Annotated in this window: 20 protein-coding genes; 7 read left to right on the top strand and 13 right to left on the bottom strand. The window is 42.8% G+C overall.

Annotation, left to right across the window (positions count from 1 at the left end):
• Nucleotides 1-406 precede the first annotated feature (406 nt).
• Genes MKY34_RS01090 through MKY34_RS01100 form a run of 3 tightly spaced genes read left to right on the top strand, consistent with a single transcriptional unit; the run spans nt 407 to nt 3,080 of the window.
• Nucleotides 407-1,537, top strand: coding sequence for a betaine/proline/choline family ABC transporter ATP-binding protein (locus tag MKY34_RS01090; RefSeq protein WP_342513417.1), 1,131 nt, complete (start codon nt 407-409; stop codon nt 1,535-1,537).
• Entirely contained in the window at nt 1,534-2,187 is a 654-nt protein-coding gene (locus tag MKY34_RS01095; RefSeq protein ID WP_342513418.1) for an ABC transporter permease, read from the top strand. Before MKY34_RS01090 ends, MKY34_RS01095 begins: the two co-directional genes overlap by 4 nt.
• A gap of 2 nt (nt 2,188-2,189) precedes the next feature.
• Nucleotides 2,190-3,080, top strand: a complete 891-nt coding sequence (locus tag MKY34_RS01100) for a glycine betaine ABC transporter substrate-binding protein (RefSeq protein WP_342513419.1) — start codon at nt 2,190-2,192, stop codon at nt 3,078-3,080.
• A 156-nt stretch (nt 3,081-3,236) separates the two neighbouring features.
• Here the strand turns inward: MKY34_RS01100 and MKY34_RS01105 are convergent, their stop codons facing one another.
• The gene (locus MKY34_RS01105) at nt 3,237-4,190 is read right to left on the bottom strand and encodes a nuclease-related domain-containing protein (RefSeq protein WP_342513420.1); all 954 of its coding nucleotides are present in this window, start codon (nt 4,188-4,190) and stop codon (nt 3,237-3,239) included.
• Nucleotides 4,191-4,451: 261 nt separating this feature from the next.
• On the opposite strand from MKY34_RS01105, the gene MKY34_RS01110 reads away from it, so the two are divergent.
• Complete coding sequence (locus MKY34_RS01110) at nt 4,452-5,186, top strand: MBL fold metallo-hydrolase (protein ID WP_342513421.1); 735 nt, start codon at nt 4,452-4,454, stop codon at nt 5,184-5,186.
• Between the two features lie 46 nt (nt 5,187-5,232).
• Here MKY34_RS01110 and MKY34_RS01115 read toward each other — a convergent pair whose 3' ends face one another.
• The 9 genes from MKY34_RS01115 to MKY34_RS01155 form a co-directional block, all read right to left on the bottom strand.
• On the bottom strand, nt 5,233-6,768 hold the full coding sequence (locus MKY34_RS01115; protein WP_342513422.1) for a M56 family metallopeptidase: 1,536 nt from the start codon (nt 6,766-6,768) through the stop codon (nt 5,233-5,235).
• Between the two features lie 41 nt (nt 6,769-6,809).
• Nucleotides 6,810-6,983 (bottom strand): hypothetical protein, encoded by a 174-nt coding sequence (locus MKY34_RS01120; RefSeq protein ID WP_342513423.1) that lies wholly within the window; start codon nt 6,981-6,983, stop codon nt 6,810-6,812.
• A 380-nt stretch (nt 6,984-7,363) separates the two neighbouring features.
• Nucleotides 7,364-8,467: an outer membrane lipoprotein carrier protein LolA gene (locus tag MKY34_RS01125; RefSeq protein WP_342513424.1), complete on the bottom strand. Its 1,104-nt coding sequence runs from the start codon at nt 8,465-8,467 to the stop codon at nt 7,364-7,366.
• A complete protein-coding gene (locus tag MKY34_RS01130; RefSeq protein WP_342513425.1) occupies nt 8,464-9,933 on the bottom strand; it encodes a HAMP domain-containing sensor histidine kinase in 1,470 nt (489 codons plus the stop codon). Before MKY34_RS01130 ends, MKY34_RS01125 begins: the two co-directional genes overlap by 4 nt.
• On the bottom strand, nt 9,930-10,631 hold the full coding sequence (locus MKY34_RS01135) for a response regulator transcription factor (protein WP_342513426.1): 702 nt from the start codon (nt 10,629-10,631) through the stop codon (nt 9,930-9,932). Before MKY34_RS01135 ends, MKY34_RS01130 begins: the two co-directional genes overlap by 4 nt.
• Nucleotides 10,632-10,785: 154 nt before the next feature.
• The gene (locus MKY34_RS01140; protein WP_342513427.1) at nt 10,786-11,337 is read right to left on the bottom strand and encodes a PepSY domain-containing protein; all 552 of its coding nucleotides are present in this window, start codon (nt 11,335-11,337) and stop codon (nt 10,786-10,788) included.
• Nucleotides 11,338-11,424: 87 nt separating this feature from the next.
• Entirely contained in the window at nt 11,425-12,111 is a 687-nt protein-coding gene (locus tag MKY34_RS01145; RefSeq protein ID WP_342513428.1) for a PepSY domain-containing protein, read from the bottom strand.
• 37 nt (nt 12,112-12,148) lie between these two features.
• Nucleotides 12,149-13,516, bottom strand: coding sequence for a HAMP domain-containing histidine kinase (locus MKY34_RS01150; protein WP_342513429.1), 1,368 nt, complete (start codon nt 13,514-13,516; stop codon nt 12,149-12,151).
• Entirely contained in the window at nt 13,513-14,211 is a 699-nt protein-coding gene (locus MKY34_RS01155; protein ID WP_342513430.1) for a response regulator transcription factor, read from the bottom strand. The genes MKY34_RS01150 and MKY34_RS01155 overlap by 4 nt, the downstream gene beginning before the upstream one ends.
• Before the next feature lie 246 nt (nt 14,212-14,457).
• Between MKY34_RS01155 and MKY34_RS01160 the strand changes: the two genes are divergently transcribed.
• Both MKY34_RS01160 and MKY34_RS01165 read left to right on the top strand, forming a co-directional pair.
• Nucleotides 14,458-14,988, top strand: coding sequence for an RNA polymerase sigma factor (locus MKY34_RS01160; RefSeq protein ID WP_342513431.1), 531 nt, complete (start codon nt 14,458-14,460; stop codon nt 14,986-14,988).
• A complete protein-coding gene (locus tag MKY34_RS01165; RefSeq protein WP_342513432.1) occupies nt 14,975-16,219 on the top strand; it encodes a DUF4367 domain-containing protein in 1,245 nt (414 codons plus the stop codon). Before MKY34_RS01160 ends, MKY34_RS01165 begins: the two co-directional genes overlap by 14 nt.
• 300 nt (nt 16,220-16,519) lie before the next feature.
• Here MKY34_RS01165 and MKY34_RS01170 read toward each other — a convergent pair whose 3' ends face one another.
• Both MKY34_RS01170 and MKY34_RS01175 read right to left on the bottom strand, forming a co-directional pair.
• Entirely contained in the window at nt 16,520-18,136 is a 1,617-nt protein-coding gene (locus tag MKY34_RS01170; protein ID WP_342513433.1) for a M20/M25/M40 family metallo-hydrolase, read from the bottom strand.
• A 133-nt stretch (nt 18,137-18,269) separates the two neighbouring features.
• On the bottom strand, nt 18,270-19,097 hold the full coding sequence (locus MKY34_RS01175) for an undecaprenyl-diphosphate phosphatase (RefSeq protein WP_342513434.1): 828 nt from the start codon (nt 19,095-19,097) through the stop codon (nt 18,270-18,272).
• Between the two features lie 450 nt (nt 19,098-19,547).
• On the opposite strand from MKY34_RS01175, the gene MKY34_RS01180 reads away from it, so the two are divergent.
• Entirely contained in the window at nt 19,548-21,260 is a 1,713-nt protein-coding gene (locus MKY34_RS01180) for a globin-coupled sensor protein (RefSeq protein WP_342513435.1), read from the top strand.
• 61 nt (nt 21,261-21,321) lie between these two features.
• On the opposite strand, the gene MKY34_RS01185 is transcribed toward MKY34_RS01180, so the two are convergent.
• Entirely contained in the window at nt 21,322-22,944 is a 1,623-nt protein-coding gene (locus MKY34_RS01185; RefSeq protein WP_342513436.1) for a long-chain fatty acid--CoA ligase, read from the bottom strand.
• Between the last annotated feature and the right edge of the window lie 163 nt (nt 22,945-23,107).

A 23,107-nucleotide genomic window follows, 5' to 3' on the forward strand; every position in this document is an offset into this window, starting at 1 on the left:
AATAGCAAATTAATTAGATTAAATATGAAGAATAGACTCTGAACTCCGAACCTTCTATATGGTGAAATAAATCCTTCATTTTACTATATTTAACCCACTCGCATAAAATCATCTATATTATATAAATAATCAATTTCCAGCATTTATATTAGAATAACAAGAGAGTATCTCGAACAAATCCCACACCCACTTTCATCCGAGATTATTACATCAATTACGCCCCCCTTTTTCAACTAAAATAACAGAAAACCCTGAATATAACAGCATTCTGTGTTATGCTTGTAAAGTAAGACATTGCATCGTTGGTTAATAGATGCTAGACATGTCTTCTTTTTATTACCCTTTTTTCATTTTTTTATTCAGTAATAGCATTTATTTTTCTTAACAAAAATAACAGGAGGTACTTATGCTTAAATTTGAAAACGTAAGTAAAGTGTATGATGACGGGTTTCAAGCTGTTAAATCTGTCAATTTCAACATTACAGAAGGTGAATTTCTTGTCTTAATTGGACCAAGTGGTTCGGGTAAATCCACAACTATGAAAATGATCAATAAGATGGAACCACATACAAGTGGAACCATATCCATCAACGGCAAAGATATCAATTCGTATAACCCTTCGGAACTGCGCAGGAACATTGGCTACGTCATCCAACAAATCGGACTTTTCCCCCACTACACCATCGAAAAAAACATTGCCATTGTTCCTCAACTAAAAGGCTGGAATCCGAAAGAAATCAAAGCGCGTGTCAACGAGCTTCTCGATTTAGTCGGCCTCGATCCAGACATCTACGCAATCCGGTATCCGAAAGAACTTTCAGGTGGTCAACAGCAACGTGTCGGTATCGCCAGAGCGCTAGCAGGCAATCCCGATATCATTTTAATGGATGAACCATTTAGCGCACTCGACCCACTAACACGTGATCAGTTACAAGCGGAAGTAAGTGCATTGCACAAAAAATTGAATAAGACCTTTGTTTTCGTTACACATGATATGGATGAGGCATTAAAAATGGGCGATCGCATCGCCATTATGAAAAACGGTAAACTACTACAATTGGACACTCCAGAGAAATTACTTCATGAACCCGCCCACGGTTTTGTAGAGGAGTTCATCGGAAAACATCGCATTACGCAAAACCCTGAACTCATGTCCGTTACCGAGATTATGTCGGAATCGGTCGTTACCTCTCTTCCTCAACGCTCTCCGGAAAAAGCACTTTCACTTATCCGGCAACGCAAAATTACAAGCCTTATTGTTGTCGACGATGACAAAAAATACCTCGGAATTGTTTCCGCGTATGATTTGATTAAAAAGCTGGATGTTATTAAAACGATTGACGAAATTACGGGGCCGCGGGAGCCATTCTTGCATGAGACGGCTACCGCTAAAGACGCTATCATTATGATGGATAATGCGCCTTACGGTGTGATTCCAATCGTCGATAATTATCAAAAAATCATAGGTGTCGTAACACGAGGTTCACTGCTATCCGCCATGTCTAGTCAGTGGACAGAAACGGAGGAGAGCTCATGAATAACGCAACTATTTGGCAACAACTTGCCCAACAATCACAGATGAGATGGAAAGAAGTACTTGAGGCAACATCCGTCCATATTCAGCTCGTGTTTTTCTCGATGCTCATTGCCATTGCTCTCGGCATTACACTTGGTATTCTAATCACACGCGTTCCGAAGCTCACAACAGTCGTACTCGGCGGCGCTGGCGTCATGCAGACGATTCCAAGCCTGGCCTTGCTCGGTTTCATGATCCCAATTTTCGGCATCGGTGTTAAAACGGCGATTGCTGCACTATTCCTGTATTCCTTGTTGCCAATTATCCGTAATACGTACGCAGGCATTAAAGATGTCGATAGGGCGGCGACCGAAGCCGCAAAAGGGATGGGCATGACGAGTATGCAAATTCTCTTCAAAGTGGAACTGCCACTGGCGCTTCCTGTCATAATGGCTGGAATCCGCACAGCAGCAGTCATTAACGTTGGTACTGCAACGCTTGCAGCATTTATCGGTGCTGGTGGACTCGGCGATTTCATTTTCCTCGGGATTACACGGGGTATTGACGGTTTGATCTTACTTGGTGCCATTCCAGCAGCACTTCTTGCCATTATTCTTGAAACGCTTTTCGGAGCGATTGAAAAATGGACCACGCCGGAAGGATTGAAGTAAGTATGAGAAAAAAATATAGCATATTGATTGCGACAGTACTCCTAGCGAGTATGCTAGCAGGCTGTATCTTCATCGAAAAAGATTCTCTGACACTCGGTTCACGGAACAATACGGAAAGTATCATTTTGTCGCATGTCATGGGGCAATTGATTGAGGACAAAACAGATATTGACGTTATTTACAAAGAAAATCTCGGTGGTTCGAACGTCGTCTGGAATGCCATGTTAAATGACCTGATTGATGTCATACCCGACTACACAGGGACAATTGTCGTCAACTATTATCACGAAGATCCGGGCACAGCCGAAGAAACGCTAGCAACGACGAAACGACTCGTCGATGAAGATGGCATTATCGCCTTTAATACGTTTGGCTTCAATAATACGTACACATTAGCGTTGGATGAAGCAAGGGCTGAAGAACTTGGCGTCAAGACATTCAGTGACTTCGCTAACGTTTCGGAAGACTTCATCCTCGGCGCAGTCTTTGAATTTATTGACCGTCCGGACGGCTTACCCGGCTTCCAAAAGGAATACGGGTTGGAATTTAAAGACGTCAAAGGGATGGATCATGGCATTATGTACCGTTCCATTGGTGCCAAAGAAGTCGACGTTATCAACTCTTACACGACAGACGGACAGTTGCAGGATTACGACTTGCGTGTGCTAGAAGATGATAAATCCTACTTCCCACCGTACCATGCACTGCCGCTTGTACGGAAAGAAACGCTGCAAGAGTACCCTGAAATTGAGGCGGTCTTACAGCAATTAGAGGGCATGATTGACGAGAATGCGATGCAAAAAATGAACGCCAAAGTCGACAATGAAGGCATGATGGTGGAACAAGTTGCACGGGACTTTTTGATCGAGTCGGGGTTAATTGAGAAGAAATAAGTGGGAAATCGAATGATGATTCGCCTTTATCACCGTCTTGAACTTGATTATCACCGCCTTGGGTAGGTTTATCACCGCCTCAAACGAGGTTATCACCGCCATGATTAAACAACTTAAAATGAAAAACGCACTTAGCATTAAGTACGTTTTTTCATTTTACAATCTAAGATTCATCGTATAACTTCGATTACGATTTGCTCCTTCTACATATAAATCCACGCCTCGCAAAATTCGATTCGCTGTTTGTTGACGTTCAATATGCAAAAATTCACGGCAATCTTTGTTCATCATCTTCCCACCATAAAGAAGAAACCAGTCACGTATTGCCTGCTTGTGTGCGTCAATGCTTGTCCCATCACACGCTGGGCAACGCCATCCTTTCATATATTTTGTCATGCCAAAAAAGCCACAGGATGGGCAGGCCACTCCCGTGATGATTTTGTCTCTGATAATAGGATAAGTCGAACAAATTGGGGTGGGAATAAATTCGCGATGGCTGGCAATCAAGTCATGCGTCAGCCTTGTAAACGCTGCATCGTCTAACAGTGGGGATTCTGTAGGTAGATGGCGAATATAAGTGGGAACTGCGTTGGGATATAAAAATGGAATTGGCGTATCAAACAGGTCAATGCGCTGCTTTGAATACGCTAAAACAACGGCGCCGTAAATCGGCAATGACACATTTCGTGCATGGAACCAATCCCGTAACAACTCGCAATTGCTTTGTACCTGTGTAATGGGGCTGTTGAAACCTTTCACTTCTCCATTGTCTAGCTTGCGAATTAATTGCGGCGGGTTGTTAATGACTTGTAGTTCCCCGGCAATGTTTTTGACTTCAAATATCACTGCATAGGATGGGGTGATAAATAATGTATCGATTTGAAAATGCGTACTCGATGTAAGCGCAAGATCATGCAAAACCTGATAGTTCATCGGAAAGAGGTAGTTCTCAAACACTCTATCCAATTGCTGCTCTCCGCCAAACCCAGCTTTCAATGCCGCATATTTTGCCTCCAATACAGGTAGAGACGACGGCAACCGCTTGATTGCCGCACTAAGGCCTTCAAGAAGCAGTGGCTCTTTTCTTCGTTTACTAATAAATTCTCTCAACCTCCTTGCTATATTTGGATAACCGCTTTATAAAGCTTAGCACGATGAAAGGAAGGAATCTAGACCAATAGTAGATTATTCAGTCATTTCATCTTGTCATATAAGTTATCACCGTCTTATGGCGAGTTATCACCGCCACGAGCCAGTTTATCACCGCCTTGGACATCATTATCACCGCCATAAAGTACTTTATCACCACCTTGCGACTTCCCACACCCTCGCGGTACACTTACATCAATAAACAAGAAGGAGCGTGACTTGATGAAAATCACACCCATCGGCATCTGGGGCGGCTATCCGAAAGCGAACAGCGCGACATCGTCGTTTTTAATCGAACATGACAACTTCCATTGCCTCATCGATTGTGGCAGCGGCGTACTATCCTCCCTGCAAAACTATTTGCCGTTAGAAAAATTAGACGCCATCGTCATTAGCCATTATCACGCGGATCATATTGCGGATATCGGCAGCTTGCAATACAGCCGGCTTATCAATTTTTATCTTGGCAAATCTGCACCTGCATTGCCGATTTACGGGCATATCCATGATCCAGAGCAATTCGAGAAACTGTCGTATAAAGATCAAACGGTTGGCATTGGCATTTCAGAAGAAGACATCATCCAAATAGGGCCTTTTACAGTATCCTTCTGTCGGACAATCCATCCAGTTTATTGTCTAGCCATGAAGTTCAGCGTCGACAACCATTCAATCGTACTCACTGCGGATACGGAGTGGCGGGACGAGCTTGTCGATTTTGCGCGCGGAGCGGATTTACTCATTAGCGAAGCAAATTTGTATGAGGATCATGTCGGCAAAGCACCGGGACATATGGCTGGCAGTGAAGCCGGGATATTGGCGCAGCAGGCGGATGTCAAAAAACTCATCCTAACCCACTTGCCATTGCATGGAAATATTGGAGAAATTCTCGAAGCAGCTGCCGAAGCTTTCAGCGGACCTTCCGAAATCGCGGAAGTCGGAAAAGTATACAGTGTGTAAAGCTTTTTTCCACAAAAGGGGAGGCTGTCAAAACAGCCCTCCCCTTTCAAAGCTTTTCAGCACCCTTTCGTTTATCATAGAAATCTGGCAATGACTCTTTCAGTCTGCCAACCATCCATGTTCTCCTTGCGCCTTTCCACGACAACGGAAAAGCTAACATATGAATACGCCAGTACAACGGTGGATGAGCAAGAAACTGAAATTCAATCAAACGAATGAACCAGCCACTCCTATCCAAACTTCTCATTTTATCTCCCCTTGAAGTATCATTCCTTACAGCGCTGTATGCAGTAGTTTTTGCTTGCGTACTATCTAACGCTTCTCCTAACTCACATAATCCTTTTTTCATTTGCCTTCTTCCACCTGCGACTAACTCGGCCCCTAGATGATCCGCCCGAACTTCTGCCCACTGCGCAACAAATGATAAATAGATTGGGAATGCCCACATTAAACAGTAGACGAACGGCAGTATGACCCATGGATTATCCGCCAATCTAACAATCTGATCATAGAAAAGATAAACACCACCAGCGACTACACCGAAAAAGGCAAGACGTGCAACTTGGTTCATCAACACATCACGTTTTTTAATATGGATTGCTTCATGTGCCACAATTGCTTCAACTGCTTCTATCGAAAGTTGCAAAGTCGCTTTCGTGACCATCACAGTCCCCCGTCCGATATTCATGCCCATCGCCAAGCCGTTATGAATAGGCGAATCCACTGAAAACAACTTCACATTGGGAATACCTGCTCTCCTAAAAATCGACTGCGCACGCTGAAATACTTCCCCTTCCTTAATTTCCACCGCATCCATCGCCGCAACAAGAACACGGTCCGAAACATATACATTAAACACCCACCACAAAAGAATAAAACTAACCATGATAAAAGGAGATACCTCTAGCTGTATTAGTATCAATAACAATCCGGTATATGCCGAGACCCCTTTCACCGTAATCGCAAAATATCCTTTCCAAAACAATCGCTTCAAAACTTTTGGATGCCATAACGGCAAAACTTTTGTCACTTCTTTTTCATTTTCATCAGCTATATATCCACTAAAAACATCATGCCATTTCTGTGGCTCCTTCGGTGTCACATAAATATGTTCACCCGGAAACGACAATTTCAATACAGGTTGAAATGACTTTGTATAATCCTGATTTGCGGATAGTAAGGTAAACAAAGGATGGAGTTTTAATAAGTCGGGTGCCGATTCTCGGCGAATCTCTTCTAGATCCTCTATCGGAAATTCCCTAGACTGGATACTAGATAAAATAACCAATCGCTCCTCTTCTGGTAACCAATAGACTTTCGTTGCATAAAAATTGCCAACTCTTTCAATCACCTGCCCCAATATACCAATCAGCATGATTACAATAATAAACTTCAACACAACATATGTTTCTGGTGCAAATAAATAAAAGAGAGCCGCACCAAAAACAACAAACATCGTCAGCGCAAAGTCGGCAACAATCCTTTTATAGTCCCTCGTTTGCATGAATTCGACAAATACTGCTAACTTTAGTTTCTCCTTCAGTTCAATTCGTTTCGCTCTTTGTTCACGGTCTATCTTCATCGAAAAAATCCCATAAGAGAGCGTAATATAACTCATCAGCATCATCGCTTCCAAAAATGGAAAGGTGATGAAAAATAGGAAATAAACGCCACCAAGAGAATGGCTTCAACAGCGGTCCCGACTTTTTTCGAAAGAAAGAACGAGACAAACACAATGCCTAGTCCTAGAAAAACACTACTTAAAACAAGCAACTCATTTGGCATGTTCTCCGTCATTTTCACACACCTCTCTTTCTCTCATTAATTACGCCTTGGCGTAATTGCGTCCAGATTTTTTCGAGCTCGAGGCCTACAGGAGGTAGGTCATGCAGTCGTCGCGACAGGACGTCGCGCACTTAGACTGCCTTCCAAAGCTCCTCTAAAAAATCTGTGACATCCGCCGGAGGCTTGGGCCTGCACGATGCAGGTCATGCAGGCGGTGCCATAGGATGTGGCGACCTTAGCCTGTGTTCCACTATCGTTCAGCTGGTGTTTGAACACCCACTGAACAGAAAAACAAAACTGCATTCATCTAGCCACCTGTGGAGGTGGGCGTTTTCTGTAGCTGACGCTTCGCTTTCAGTACAAAAAATTTGCTGAATGAAGATAAATCCTACTTATTCCATGCGCTCCATGTTACCCGCCATTTCCAGCAGCTCTTCAAAGGACAAATCTAAGTCATATAGTATAATTGAGTAGCTAACCCCCTCTTCTTGCCAAGAAAGAAAACGTAAATCCCCAGCTTCCATTTGCAACCCTTCTTGGCCCCGAACGTCAATCGTTGTTTCACCTGGCATTTCTAACCCTAACGTTTCTTCCGTCTCTTCTGGCGATTCAAATACCGAAAGTGTGAGCAACTGCGCACCGTCTTTTGCATAATTGATATTCACTTCATTACGCTCTATTTCGCCACGAAGTTGGTCCAGTTCAATCGTCGTCATTTCTAATCCATCCACTTCCGGAAAGTAAAAGAAAGGTTTCCCTATATTGCTAGCTACTTCGTCCAGTGATATTTCAGTCGTATCCATTACATCATCCAGGTTTTGCAATTCAACATCTTCCGGCAAATCTATCGAAAATAAGTCATCAGATAGTTTAGGTTTAAAGTCAATCTTCGTATAAATCGTTTCACTTTGCGTATCTCCTGTACTCACAATCATTTTTAGAACCATCCAGTTTTCTTTATCGACCCATAACTGCAAGTCACCGATTAACGAAGTGGGTTTATTCGCGTTTGCTTGAAGCTTATATGTCTCCCGCCCTGCAATTTTCTCTTCACCCTCAATAGATATCTCATGTGTTTCACGTATCACCTCAAGTAACTGATTGGCTTGTTCTTTTGGCGAAGGCATGTTTAAATTGAGCAACGCTGCATCACCAATCACCGATGCCCGATTGTTGTCCACTTCGTATAAAATTAATGTTTCCCTATTATTAACCGCAATCACTTTATCACGCCCATCTTCGTTGTCCGTTTCAACTCTGATTTTCCCATCATCCGTACGCCACTCTTTCATACGGAGCTGTTCGATTTCCTTCCCTTTCTCCCGGATTACTGTTTCCGACTCTGCGTAATACGCACCGATTTTAACAGTTTCCCCCACTGCATTATTAATCACTTGTTCTGGTGAATATTGACTCCCCTCAAGCGAACAGCCAAATAACCCCACAGCCATGCCAGCCATCATCATTCGCATACCAATCTGTTTAAGCCTTTTCAACTATCCTCACCCTTTCCCGATATTTTTGGCAACCGACAAATCACACAAGTACCCAGTTCCTCTTCTGAAAAGATTTGAATGTCACCGCCGTGTTTTTCAAGTATTTGTTGCGTAATGCTCAGTCCTAATCCCGTTCCACGGGAATCGCTTTTATTTCTCGCTTCATCCGCCTGATAGAGCGGATCGAAAACTTGTTTGATTTTACTTTGGCTAATGCCTTTTCCATCATTTTGGACAATTACATAAACATGTTCTCTATACTCAAATTCATAATCCTCTTTTACAAAATGGAACAACCAATCAGGTTGCACTTTTACATCAGACAATGCGGCAATCCAAACTTCCCCGCCCCTATTCGTATGCTGAATCGCATTGCTCATTAAGTTATCCGCTACACGCATCATCTGTTTCGGATTCAATTCATACATCCCTATCACATGAGCAGAATCGTGAAGAGTGATTCCTTTCTCTTCACATAACGGCCCATAATCCGCGACAAGCATGTCAAAAAACTCATCGCCTTCTACTTGCACAAATTCCATCACGTAAGTTGGTGACTGAAGAAGTGTATACGTTAATAAATCGTCTAACATCTGTTTCATAAAATTAGACTTCTCTACAATCACTTTTCGATAGTCACTTTGTTCTTCGCTTGTTAAATTTTCATTCACATCAAGTGATTCTGCATAAGCACGTATGGAGGTGAGTGGTGTTTTTAAATCGTGCGAAATGGTCGCGATCATATATTCTTTTGCCTGTTGCTCCTTCTCTATGACTGCCCTTGCCGCATGAATCTGATTGCTCATCGTATAAAAATGCTGTTGCAACTCGCCTATTTCATCGTTATTCGCTGCAATTTCCGTAATTTCTTCCCCTCTCGCAAATGCAGTCATTTCATCTTTCAAGCCCGCCAATCTCACGTTTAACTTTCGATTCACCATGAAAGTGACCAGTACATAGAGGAACAAGAAAACCGCTACAAAGATGCCTAACACAAACCAAGTTCTTTCTGTAACGCCTGACACCCACGCTTCTCTCGCAAGTTCCACTTGAAAAAATCCAACAATTTCTTTCCCCTCAAATACGGGTTGCTTATAGCTATACGTTCGGAATCCTTGATTAAGTGAATAAAGACTTTCATATAATTGATCGCGACTAGTTGGGAGGGACTGCGCGTAAATCGGATTCGACGCGTACAGAACAAATCCATCTGGGCTATAAAGAATGATTGCTAATTGTTCACTCGCCAGTTCATCCACTTCTGGTCTTTCGATGTTCATTTGATAAAGTTCTACATTGTCTAAAACGGATTTAATATTCGCTAACTCTGTTGACGCCATGAAATATTCTTTCACCTTTTGGTCATTGTTGTACGCATTAATCCAAGCAAACAACAAATAAGCTAGCACAAGAGGAAGAATCATCACAATTAGATAGGAAGATAATAGCCAAGTTTTGATTTTCATAACGGTTCACCGATGAAGCGATAGCCTTTTCCCCATACGGTTTGGATAAAGAGTGGTTCTTTAATGGGATCGATAAGTTTCGCACGCAATGACTTAATATGCACTGTCACTGTATGCAGCCCATCTGCGTCTGGTTGATTCCAAACGTGCTGATACAACTCACTTTTAGAAAAAACACGTTGGGGATTTTCTGCTAATACCTTTAGTAAATCGAATTCTTTAGCGGTTACGATTATTTCTTGACCATTGCGGTAGACTTGAAGTTTATCCCAATAAATTGATAGATCATTTGCATAGTCCATTTTATGTTCAGCTGTCTGGACACCTCGATACCGTTTCCAGCGGCGAAGCTGGGATTCGACACGCGCTTTTAATTCCACGAGGCTAAATGGTTTGGCTACATAATCATCAGCGCCGAGATGCAGTCCTTCTACCTTATCTTCATCTTCTTTACGTGCACTGATGATAATGATTGGCACATCACTTTTCCAACGAATGTTTTGACAAAGTGTGAAGCCATCCATTTCTGGGAGCATCAAATCCACAAGCGCAAGGTCATAATCTCCTTTTTGAAAGTCCTCCCAACCTTCCAGTCCTGTCGTGGCCCAAGTGACTTCGTACCCTTCTCGAAGGAACAAATCACGAACGACACGTGCAATTTCAGGATCATCTTCTACTAGCAACAAACGTGTTGGCATCTTCAATTCCTCCTATATCTGTAATGTATCATGATTAGCAAATTTCAAATTTGATTTTATAGTTTCTTTATAAATGCTCTTTCTATTGTACTAAAGATTCCCAATGCAAAAAGGACTGCCCGATTTTTTCGGAACAGTCCTCTATCATTATCCATTAATCATCATCGTGATCGTCGTCATCTTGGTCTTTTTCAAATTTCAACACTTCACCTGAAACTGCATCGATGTCAAAATCATATTCATACGTGCCATCTTTCATTTCGATTTCATAAATCACACGGCCATCCTCGTTATCCAATTCGACTTTCGTCACGATACCTTTTGCTTGTTTATTGGCAATGGCAATCGCCGCTACTTCCGTAATAGGCTTGCCATTCGGGACGACGACATCATCATCTCGGTCGTCTCCATCTCTATCGTCTTGATCTGTGCGCAATACCTTTCCTGTTTTCGCATCAATGTCCAAATCATATTCAATACCCTCTGATTGAACTTCGACTTCGTAAATCGCACCTGATTTTTCACGGTCCAATTCGATTTCCGTCACTTTTCCGCCCACCGATTTCACAGCAATCGCTTTCGCTTCTTCTATCGTCAATAAACCTTTCGACTCCGCCGCTAAACTTTTCTCTGCATTTCCAGCTACAACCACTCCACCTATTGCAAGCACACCAGCCAATGCCGGGATCATCATCCATTTCTTCATCTTGTATCTCCTCCTTTTGTTGTTACCTTCATATTACTCGGTGAATATGAGAGGACATTGTGACGTTTATGAGAATTTGATGAGAAATTAATCGTCCCACACAGTAGACAGTATTTTACCCGAGATGGCATGAATTTGAAACTCAGCCTCTTCGTCTTCCCCATCAATTTCAATAAGGTAAAAGCCGCCATCACTCGTTTTTTCATAGGTAACGTAATCCACTTCTCCTTTTAATTGACCGAGCGCTATGTCAATGGCTTGCTCTTTCGTAATGAGTACATGTTCGACCGATGTTTCTTTGACCGTTTCTGACAAGATTTCACCCGACAATGCATCCACGTTTACAAGTAACAACTCTTGGTTTTGAGCAACCTTCACCTCATACACCGGCACTTCCCGGCTTTTATCCAACGACATCCGTTCTATGGTCCCACTATATTTTCCCGCGATAATTTTCTGCACATCCGCTTCTGCCAATACTTGCTGAGCAGGCTCTTCTACTCCCGTCTGGTTGAGCGCTAGCACACTTCCCGTCACCGCATCGATTTCCAGCTCATACAACGCGCCACTCTTTAGCATTTCAGCCGAATAGACACCATCTCGCATCGACAGCCGTTCAACCGTTCCGCCATACCTACTTTCAAGTTGTGACCGAATATCGGCCTCAGGCAACGGCTCTTTTTTCATAAGTATATTCCCTAAAAACACACCACCCACTAGCAGCACAACAGCGATCACCGCCAGAATGAACCAAGGCTTTTTCAAAAATCTCATGCGCCCCACCTCCTTTTTTCATCATACATGCCGAACATTAAAGTTTGGTGAGAAGCTGCCCTTTGGGAATAAAAAGCCGAATAGTCGTCCCAACACCAATAACACTATCGATGGTTAATTCAATCCCAAGGCCATCTGCGAGTTCTTTGGCAATCGCTAGTCCTAACCCCGTTCCGCCTGTTTTCCGATTTCGATCTTCTTCGACACGGTAAAAACGATCAAAAATATGCGGCAAGGCAGCTTCCGGAATCCCATTTCCATAGTCCTGAATGGAAATGGAGAAACCTGTTGCCTGTTCCAAAACGGTTGTTTTAATTTCCCTACCGCTATATTTCCGGGCATTATCCAACAAAATATATAATAGCTGTCGCAAGCGTTTAGCATCCGTAACTGCAATTGCTGGTGGATGACCTTCCAATATAAAATCCCTGTCATACGCTTGGCGCATCGGTTGCAGCGTTCCATCTACCAGTGCATAGAGATCGGTTTCCGAAAATTCAAATGCCTGTTGCTCATGGTTTTTGGCAAGTTGAAGCATCTGTTCAATCATCTCTTTCATCCGCACCGATTCACCAACAATCGCATGGACTGCCTCTTTTGCTACTTTTACATCATCAAAACCGCGCCGAGACAGCAGTCTGGCATAGCTTTCGATGACGGTAAGTGGCGTTTTCAATTCATGAGACGCATTGGATACGAACTGCTCTTGCTTTTTATAGTTCCGCTCCAACTGCCCCATCATGTCATTAAACTCTTGACCCATTTGTGTCATTTCATCTTTTCCTTCAGCAGGTACGGCAATTTTTTCATACGTCCCTGCCTTTCGGCTCTGCACCATCGCTGTAATTAGCTTTTCAATCGGCTGTGTAACAATACGGCCTAGTGTGATACTTGAAACCGTAATTGGAATCATAGCGACAAGCATCACGCCAAACAGAATCAGCGAAAGAAGGTTCAAATTATGTTTAGCTTCGCTTAATAGCTGAATCATTTGTAGTTCGACCACGTCACCATTTGTCCAAATGACGGGGACTTGTATGGAAAGAACGGGTATACCATCATGTTCTCCAATGGAATAGCGAGCATTCGGCTTGAATGTTGGAGAAAATTTTTTCATACTGTCTACTGATTGCGCAGTAATTGTCACGATTACTTTATCCGCCGCATCCAAAACTCGTACCGCCCCATTTGGTGGAATATACGTACGTAAAACTGGGTTGGGATCATTTTGCCCATTCAACTTGCTAAGCGACGTTGTCAGCTGCTCAGCTTGTGTACGCAACTGCTTGTATTCCGTATCATAGGCCATCTTTTCAAATAAAAAATAGATGCCTATATTCGTCAAAGCAAGAATTACAAGCATAAGCAATGTCGAAAACAGATGAATTTTCGTCTTAAGCTTCATTCGCCAACCTGCTCTTTCAACACATAACCAACACCGCGCACCGTTTGAATGAGGGAGCCACGATCTCCTACATCAATTTTCTTACGAACATAACGGATATAGACATCGACAACATTTGTGTCACCATAATAGTCATAGCCCCAAACTGCATCCAATAATTGTTCACGGGAAAGCACTTGGTTTGGATGCTTTAGTAAATGAAGCATCAGATCAAATTCACGTGGGGTTAGCTCAATCGAACGATCTGCCCTTTTGACTTCACGCGTCTGTTCATGAAGCGATAAGTCTACAAATTGATGGAGATGACTATCCTCTTCAACGACTGCTTTACTAGAAAAACGAAGCGCGGAACGAATTCTTGCCAATAGTTCGTCGATTTCAAAAGGCTTCGTTACATAGTCATTCGCTCCTAAATCTAGCCCCGCAACCTTATCCGCCACATCATTTTTCGCGGTCAATAAAATCACAGGTGTGTCTGCCTCCGTTGCTCGAATACGCCGTAGCACATCGAGCCCATTCAAGCCTGGAAGCATCAAGTCCAATAAAACAAGATCCCACTGTTGTTCACGATATTTAATAAGCCCATCCGGCCCCGTATGCGCAATCCCTGTTCCATATCCTTCAAATTCCAGTTCAAGTTGGAGAACACGCGCAATTTGTTCTTCATCCTCGATAATCAAAATCTGCTTTTTCATCTGACTCACCTGCCGCTTTTTTCTTTTATTTTAACAGACGTAGCTTGAGCAGGGGCTAATCATCCATTAATCTACCCCTCATCCCACCTAGCAATTATTTCGGCCAAGCGTAGCTCTTTCTTTTTACATATAACACTTCATCATCGAATCCATTTTCTCCAAATACAACTGTTTCTAATAAAACTGTGACCTTTTCGTTACTCACCCGTCTATGGTATACATTGATTTTAGGAAGGAGGGCTAAACTTGCATGAGAATGCGGAGAAACGCGAACAAATTGAGCAATGGTATGACGAATACAGTGTGCCGATTTTTAAGTATATAGCCAAAATGGTGAAGGATTTTCACCAAGCTGAAGATTTAACCCAGGACACCTTTATCAAAGCCTACAACTATCAAAGTACGGATAAGGATATAAAGTACCCAAAAACATTCCTCTACAAAATTGCGCATAACCTGACAATCGATCATCTAAGAAAACAGGCACCCATTCAGCTGATAAAAGATTTTTTCTGGAATTACAGCAGCCGGGAACCCTCAACTGAATCCATTGTTGAAATACAAGAAGACGCAAAAGAACTCTATCGGGCATTAGAAAAACTAAAATCAACGTACCGCCAAGTAATTATTTTGCGACAGATTGAAGCATTTTCCACCAAAGAAACTGCACATATATTGGGTTGGTCCGAAGGCAAAGTGAAAACAACGCTCTATCGTGCCATGTTGAAATTGGAAGAGCAATTACAAAAGGAGATGGTTATGAATGAATCACCATGAAGACAGCAATCTCACTGATTCACTCAAAAAACTTGATAATAACATCCATTGGAAACAACAGCGACAACAGCAAATTCGCACGTCTATCGTATCTGAAATTCAACAAATGGAAACACAAAACACCAAGGCTTCTAGCAAGTTTTCAAAAAAGACCTTTGCCCCATTACTCGCAATGGTGATGATCATCGGCCTATCTGTGACTTTATATTTGAGTGCATCTAATAAGGAGAATCTCGCTGTTACAGATACGGAAAGCGCAACACCACCAGCAACTGAACAGCAAATCGAGTATACAATGAGTGAAGAGATTTCATCAGAAATTCAGCGCATCATCCATTCTGGCTTTGATTTGAGATTGCCTAGTTATGCGCCTAAAGATGGCTTAAAAATTAGAGGTGTAAATATAACTCAAAGTACATCTGGTCCCGAGCCTATCATAAGGGGATTGTATGATTACCAAGGAGAAACAGTATTAATATTCGAACAGAAAGCAAATTCTCTCGGGAACCAAGAGCAGTTAAATCAACAAATCGAGGACCTTCAATCCGCTGCTATCAATCAGTTCGAAGCGGATGGGGCTATCTTCTACCGCCTAGATAATACAGATACTAATAGGATAAGCTTACTAGCCATGACAAAAAACTATACATTTAGCCTTTACTCAGCTAGCTTCTCCGAAGAAGAAATGGTGAAAATAGCCCGTTCGATTGATCTATCCAATATTGATACAAAAGCAATTCCGGCACCACTTAAAATAGAAGTTGACGATTCCCCGCTTGACCTTGAACTTCACCAAACTCAAATTAAAGAGCGGAAGACAGACATTATGAACTCTGATTTCCGACTAGGTTTGCCAACCTATATCCCCAACCAAAAAGAATTGGTCAATATTAGTAAAAAGGAATTTTCCAACGGCCTTGAACTTGTCTATACGCAGTACGGCACAATGGAGGGGTTCGCAGATGGAAAATGGGATATTGCCATTCAACAGGAGAAACTGACGGGGCTTAAAACTAAAGAGGAGTCTATACTACATGTTAAGAATGTAATCAATGGAACAAAAGAGGAATTAACAGTTCAAGGAAATCCAGCATTTTTCCACATGAAACCTATCAATGAAGAGGGTTTGAGTAGTCTGTGGATTATTACTGAAGATTATTTCTATACAATCGTCTCTCCATCTGTAGATAGAGAAGAATTAATTAAATTGGCCGAGTCGATTAATTATTAAGTTGGTCAGACAAACGGGTAAGGACTAATCATTAATTAATTGATTGATTACTCAACCTCCCATATGTATCGTTCGGCAGACGGCGGTTCAACCTTTTAAAACTCATAAATGGGGACATTTTCTTTAGTCCCTATTTTATGAGTTTTTCTTCTGATAGGGTACAATACCACACAGACTCCTCCTCATGAAGGACACCCAAGCCTGTCGCAGATCCCCTCCTAACAATTTCCTGTTTCAGGAAAACAAAACAGAGACCTTCGCTTTTCACAAAGATCCCTGTTTACAGTAGTCTGCGATTATTTATAAATTTCCATGCACATCATACAAACTCTTTACTAACGTCTCCAACATCACTGGCATTTCCACAAATGCACTATCCACATGCAAACGCTCGGTTCGTTGGTGTGCGTCTTTGCCAAACGGGCCGACGTTCAACATCGGCGCTTTTAGCTTCGCCATATCTGCGAACGGAATGCTATACGTATCGCCCCAAACCGGCGTATTGCTTTCGAATGCAGCCCAACCATTGGTGTTATCTTCATAATTAACATAGCTCAAATCGCAAATGCCGTTGAAGTAATGGATTTGCTCAATTTTGTTCCCTAATGCTTGCGCAGTCTTTTTCATTAACGCCACCGATTGAACGACGAGCGGATCATTCGACGTGTTAACCGCAGGATAATAGGGAGGTGCATATAACAAGACCGTTGCCGGCGCCAGCTCTTGGCATTGAATCATCAAATTATCAACGATACGTAATGATTTTTCGCGGTCATCCCATTCTGTTTGTTGAAGCACATCGTTTTTCAAACGCTCTACTTCTGCCGTTCCCATTTTCTTCACAGCATGCGCCAGTAATTGCTCATAACGTAACACCCGCACATCGCCGATGCCTGCGACTTGCTCTCGCTCACAAATCGCTCGATAACTGGCGTTGCAAGCAGCCATTGCCTCCGTTGCCACTTGTTCAAATAGCTCCATGACATCTGCCGCCGTGCGCTTTAATAGAAAGACGTTATATAAAGCGGCCGCACGATACGGCGTTTGTGTCGAATATTGCAGTTTCAAATCCTTTTGTTGCAATGAAACCGGCAGAGGCGTGCTTTCCCCAAGATCCGTCTCACGGAACAATGGATTCCACTCCATACGCTGCGTTAAAAAGGAAGCGATATAATTCGCGGTCATGCCTTTCATCGGTTCACCAACATGCGTTTCCTTGCCGTAAAACAAAGCAGCCGGCATAATCTTGCCGACACTTCCTGAGTAAATATATTCCTCAATGTCCGTTGGGTTTTGTGAAAAGGATGGCTCGCTATTTAAAAAGAGTTTGTACACCAATCCTCGCTCCTCACGAATTCGAACAAGCTCCGTCACCGCCGCTCGCATGCCAGCCGAGTTCACTTCTTCATCTGGAACCGTTACCAGTAGCAAATTAATCGGCCATTGTTCAGTACTCGCCTTTTCAAGGAGTTGCATATGCAAGGCAAGTCCCATTTTCATGTCCATCGTGCCGCGCCCAAACAGATACTTCCCTGATTCCAAATCCACACGGGCAGCCTCCGGCAAATCTTCCTTATTTTCGAGCAATCTTTTCGTCAGTTCTTCCGGCTGACAAGCAAGTGGCTCCAACACACCGTACTCTTCCGTCCACACCGTATCAAAATGACTCATCAGCACAACGGTCTCCGTTGCCTCCGGATGTTTATACAAAGCTGTGACGAGTTGGCGACCTAGATCTGCGTCATGTAAAGCCAAATCATGCGGATGTTCGCCAAAATACGCCAACTCCCGAAGCTTGTCGGCAATTTTCGGTGCAAAAGTCCGCTCTCCCTCTGTTAACGTACGACTTTCCCAACTGACCAGTTCACATAACAGCGCCCGCAGTGCGGAAGGTGTTTCCCATAATAATGGCTTCATAAGTATTGCTCCTTATTCCTCATTTTTCGCTAAATCTCCCTTCCACTATTCTAACTTATCTGAAAGTCCTACACCATAGGGAATTGCACAACAAAAACGACCCCTGCACCAAATGCAAGAGCCGTTCAATTCCTTATAAAAATACAATTACCGCTAAAATAGCTGCCAAAATGAGTCGATAAATCGCAAATGGCATTAGCTTCACGCGTGAAATAAGTTTCAAGAAGAAGCGAATCGAAATCAATGCGAAGACGAATGCGCTGACGAATCCTACGATGTAAAACGACAAGTGATCCATGCTTATATGCTCCCAGTTTTTCAAAATGGATACGAGACTTGCGCCCGCCATAATCGGAACTGCCATGATGAACGTGAAATCCGCCGCTGTTCGGTGATTCATCCCAAACAATACACCACCAGAAATCGTTGCACCTGAGCGCGAGAAACCTGGCCATAGTGACAAACATTGCACAAGTCCGACTGTAAACGCCTGCTTGTATGTAATTTGATCCAACGAGTTGACCCATGGTTTCTTCGGACCAAATTTGTCAGCGACAATCATCAGAATCGCACCCGCAACAAGCGCGACAATCACTGTTTCTACGCCAAATAAATAATCATCAATCAAATCTTTAAAAGCAAATCCAAGAATAACTGCTGGCAGCATCCCTACAATGACGTGCGCCAAATTAAACTGCTTGTTAGAGTTTTCCCCTTCAATCTTATACAGCCCTACAAGGCTGAACAATCGTTTCCAAAAGACGACCACAACCGCTAAAATCGATCCTAACTGCACTACAATTTTAAATGTATTCGCCGAATACTTCCCTAAAAACTCCTCTGTTTTTAACCACATATCATCGACAATGACCATATGCCCCGTCGAAGAAACCGGTGCAAACTCCGTCATCCCTTCAACAAATCCAAGAATTAACGCCTTAATTAATTCAAAAAAATCCATAAGTAAGTACACTCTCTTTCCGTGGAAGCGGATAAGACACCCTTCCACTCCATCCTTTTCTTACACATATATCGCTAACTTTACTAGATATGAAATCTAAGTGCAAACAGTCTTTATAAGAAATATAGACGCTTCGCCAACAACTCGGTTGCTCCTCCTCAATACTTTTTAACTTATTTCAAACAAAACGCGCACTTCTATTATACATTGTATAAAAGAACCTTATGATCTGTGGATATTCTTTACTTAGAGAAAGTTATCCTCATTGCAAGTGGATAACTTCCTTTATCTGTGGATAATTTCTGAAAATTCTTTAACTTATCCACAATTTACTGATTAACTCCCGCAACCTAACAGAATACCTATCTAAAGAACTAGCGTTATATTTGATTATTCTTTACTATTGGCTATACTATCCATAACAATACTTCATATGCAGGAGATGGAAAAATGACTTCGATTAGACCCAAAATGGATATGGAACAACTATTTAAACGTGGAACAGACATTCAAACAGCAGCACGTTTTCAACAAACACTCTCTTACAATCACTTTCAACTGGTAGATGCCGAGAATTTACGTGAGCTATATGCCAAATTACAAAATGTAAAGCCATCTGTGACAGAAATCTTCGATCGTTACTTGAACGAAATTTCTCCGAATGGTGTCAATCCCATCGACTCAACGACCATCAATCGCTATTTGCGTCTGTTTTTCGAACAGCCTCGAGACGATCAGTATATCGAGGAAGCCCTTGCGTTTTTCGCCCTCCTTCGAAAACACAAATTCGAACCAGGCAAAACACTAGTGTTATTCAACCAATTTGCTTTTTACATTACAACACATCTTCTCTATCATTTCGGCTATAGACCAGCAAAAGCCTTCTCCTTGATGAAGTCCTTGCAGTCTGCCGTCAATATCGACCAACAATTATTGATCGAAGTATTGACCGAAAGCATGGTAGAGCATGTCGTCACGGAGATTTCTTCCTTAGTCGATACAAACGCTAAAATCATGTATATGAAAGACTTGATCTATAGCTTAGATAAACAATCCGAAGAGATTCAGTCGTCTACTGCCGCAACGGAACAAATTACCGCATCCATCGTCGAAGTTGCGCACGCTTCCTCCCGCATTTCGGAGAAAACAGCGGACTCTGTTACCTATGCAACGAATAGTCAAAAAACCATTGAAAATACACTCGATGAAATCTTTAAAGCGGAAGAAACCTTCAGCTCAATCGTCGAAACATTTTCTGAACTACAACAACGCGTCGACGATATTGAAAATGTCGTGGATTTAATCAATGGCATTGCCGCACAAACGAATTTACTGGCACTCAATGCATCTATTGAAGCAGCAAGAGCTGGCGAACATGGCAAAGGCTTTGCGGTCGTTGCACAAGAGGTACGAAAGCTTGCTGAAAATACGGTATCAGCATTAGGTGAAGTGTCCGACAATGTCCAGCATCTAAAATCCTATTCTAGTAATGTCTCTGCATCAATCGAACAAACGACGACCATTATTAAGCGTGCCACTGAGGATGCGAAGGAATCCCTTCCTTTATTGACAGCGATTGTAGACGCCATCGAAGAAATCAATGTCGATGTGACAAACACCGCAGCTATTTCTGAACAACAAGCCGCTTCGATTGACGAAGTATCCAATCGAATGGTCGATATGGCACATTTGCAAGAGGATATCCGTACATTAGGTGAAAGTACATCTGCTTCCATTTACGAGCTTAGTGAAGAAATCAACCGATTCCGCCTTGGCATCATTACGGAAAATAACGTCCATCTGTCTTCCAATGCACTGCTACAACTATCAAAAGCGGATCACATTTTATGGAAATGGAAAATATACAACATGTTCTTAGGGCTAGAAAACGTACGACCTGAAAGCGTGGCTGGTCATACAGAATGTCGTTTAGGTAAATGGTATTTGGCAGATCAAACGAAAACTCGCTTTGGTCACTTACGCGAATTCAAAGAGTTGGACAAACACCACGCAGATGTCCACACAGCTGCTCGTGATGCAGCCATCCATTTCCAAAACGGCAATATCACTCAGGCCGAAGATGATCTAAAAAGAATCGAACAATCTTCGAATACCGTATTAACTCTACTCAATGCACTTATTGATTTCATTGAAAAAGAATAGCATTGTCAACAACAAGCAAAACCGCCTAGCGATTTTTCTAAGCGGTTTTGCTTTCAATTATTTACACACCTTGGTAATGCTCATTCAATTGATCACGTAGCGCAGCTTTCAAAAACTTCCCGACCGATGTTTTTGGCACTTCGTCAATAAAGACGATATCATCTGGAATCCACCATTTGGCGAATTGCCCCTCTAAATAGGCCTGCAATTGTTGCTTCATTTGTTCATCTCCGACTTGGCCTTCCTTCAGCACCACGCAAGCAAGTGGACGTTCCATCCATTTTGCATGCGGCACCGCAATGACAGCCGCTTCAAAAACCGCTTCATGGGTCATCAATGCGTTTTCCAAATCAACGGACGAAATCCACTCGCCACCGCTCTTGATCAAATCCTTTGTCCGGTCCATCAATTTGATGTAACCGTCCTCTGTCATGACCGCAATATCGCCCGTATAGAGCCAGCCATCTTGAAAAGCCTCCGCTGTTCGATCATCATTGTAATATTCATGAGCAATCCACGGACCTTTAACGTTCAATTCACCCATCGTTTTGCCGTCCCAAGGTACCTCCCCTTGTTCGTTGACGACACGTACTTCAAGTCCTGGCATCGGAAGCCCTTGCAGTGCACGGATTTCAACGCGCTCGTCCATGGATACATCCTCCATTTTGGACGTCAGCACCGACAAACTTACGAGTGGCGACGTTTCTGTCATACCATAACCGACGACAAATGGAATGCCATACTTTTCTTCAAATGCACGAATTAGCCCTTTGGGAGAAGCTGAACCTCCGCAAACAACGGCACGCAAAGATGACAAATCACGCGGATTTTGTTCCTGCTCTTTGAGAGCGGCAAGCCAAATCGTCGGCACACCCGCCGTCAGCGTCACCTTTTCCTGTTCGATTAAATCGAGCAACAATACCGGATTAAAGCCAGGGCCTGGCAATACTTGCGTCAAACCGAAAAATACACCTGCAAATGGAATCCCCCACGCATTCGCATGGAACATTGGTACAACGGACATCGCAACATCACGTTCCGACAGCCCCATTGCATCTGCAAGTCCAAGCGCAAAACTGTGAAGCACTAGACCGCGATGTGTATAGACAACCCCTTTTGGATTACCCGTTGTTGCAGACGTGTAACACATACCAGCCGGTGTGTTTTCATCCAAATCCTCAGGAAATACATAGTCATCAGATGCCGCGTCCAGAAGCGATTCATAGGAATGGACGTTTTTTAGTGACGTTTCAGGTATTTCCTTACTATCGCCCATAATGACGTAATGTTTCACCGTTTTCAGGAAAGGTGCTAGTTTTTCAAGATGTGGAAATAAATTGTCGTCGACAAGTAGAATTTCATCTTCTGCATGGTTAATGACGTATGCAATATGCTCGGGAGAAAGACGAATATTGATCATATGAAGAATGGCCCCCGTACCCGGGACGCCAAAATAAGCTTCCAAATGACGGTGGTGATTCCAAGCGAAAGTCCCTACCTTCGTTCCATGCTGCATGCCTAGTTTGGTCAATGCATCCGCAAGCTTACGCGTACGCTTGGCATATTCGCGATAAGGTATGCGGTGAATCATATTTTCTCCTGTTCGAGAAATAATTAGCTTGTCCGGAAAATATCGTTCTGCACGTTTCACAAATGAGGATAATAAAAGCGGTGTTTGCATCAAAATAATCCATCTCCCTTTTATTGGAATTTATGGTTTTTCGATTACTACTGCATTTTGTCCCGTACTATACTATGAAGCGGCGTTACTAGATATGTTGAACTAAAGAATTTCACTAACAACGCTCGGCGGGAGGCGACCACTTGTAAGGCGCCTTCGCTGGAGA

This window comes from Sporosarcina sp. FSL K6-1522, from assembly GCF_038622445.1.
Classification (GTDB): Bacteria; Bacillota; Bacilli; order Bacillales_A; family Planococcaceae; genus Sporosarcina.

What these genes read in the sequence shown, in the direction of transcription:
- MKY34_RS01100 (WP_342513419.1), top strand. Translation starts at nt 2,190, where the DNA reads ATGAGAAAAAAATATAGCATATTGATTGCGACAGTACTCCTAGCGAGT.
- MKY34_RS01090 (WP_342513417.1), top strand. Translation starts at nt 407, where the DNA reads ATGCTTAAATTTGAAAACGTAAGTAAAGTGTATGATGACGGGTTTCAA.
- MKY34_RS01170 (WP_342513433.1), bottom strand. Translation starts at nt 18,136, where the DNA reads ATGAAGCCATTATTATGGGAAACACCTTCCGCACTGCGGGCGCTGTTA.
- MKY34_RS01140 (WP_342513427.1), bottom strand. Translation starts at nt 11,337, where the DNA reads ATGAAGAAATGGATGATGATCCCGGCATTGGCTGGTGTGCTTGCAATA.
- MKY34_RS01150 (WP_342513429.1), bottom strand. Translation starts at nt 13,516, where the DNA reads ATGAAGCTTAAGACGAAAATTCATCTGTTTTCGACATTGCTTATGCTT.
- MKY34_RS01165 (WP_342513432.1), top strand. Translation starts at nt 14,975, where the DNA reads ATGAATCACCATGAAGACAGCAATCTCACTGATTCACTCAAAAAACTT.
- MKY34_RS01095 (WP_342513418.1), top strand. Translation starts at nt 1,534, where the DNA reads ATGAATAACGCAACTATTTGGCAACAACTTGCCCAACAATCACAGATG.
- MKY34_RS01155 (WP_342513430.1), bottom strand. Translation starts at nt 14,211, where the DNA reads ATGAAAAAGCAGATTTTGATTATCGAGGATGAAGAACAAATTGCGCGT.
- MKY34_RS01135 (WP_342513426.1), bottom strand. Translation starts at nt 10,631, where the DNA reads ATGCCAACACGTTTGTTGCTAGTAGAAGATGATCCTGAAATTGCACGT.
- MKY34_RS01175 (WP_342513434.1), bottom strand. Translation starts at nt 19,097, where the DNA reads ATGGATTTTTTTGAATTAATTAAGGCGTTAATTCTTGGATTTGTTGAA.
- MKY34_RS01110 (WP_342513421.1), top strand. Translation starts at nt 4,452, where the DNA reads ATGAAAATCACACCCATCGGCATCTGGGGCGGCTATCCGAAAGCGAAC.
- MKY34_RS01120 (WP_342513423.1), bottom strand. Translation starts at nt 6,983, where the DNA reads ATGACGGAGAACATGCCAAATGAGTTGCTTGTTTTAAGTAGTGTTTTT.
- MKY34_RS01145 (WP_342513428.1), bottom strand. Translation starts at nt 12,111, where the DNA reads ATGAGATTTTTGAAAAAGCCTTGGTTCATTCTGGCGGTGATCGCTGTT.
- MKY34_RS01115 (WP_342513422.1), bottom strand. Translation starts at nt 6,768, where the DNA reads ATGAAGATAGACCGTGAACAAAGAGCGAAACGAATTGAACTGAAGGAG.
- MKY34_RS01180 (WP_342513435.1), top strand. Translation starts at nt 19,548, where the DNA reads ATGACTTCGATTAGACCCAAAATGGATATGGAACAACTATTTAAACGT.
- MKY34_RS01130 (WP_342513425.1), bottom strand. Translation starts at nt 9,933, where the DNA reads ATGAAAATCAAAACTTGGCTATTATCTTCCTATCTAATTGTGATGATT.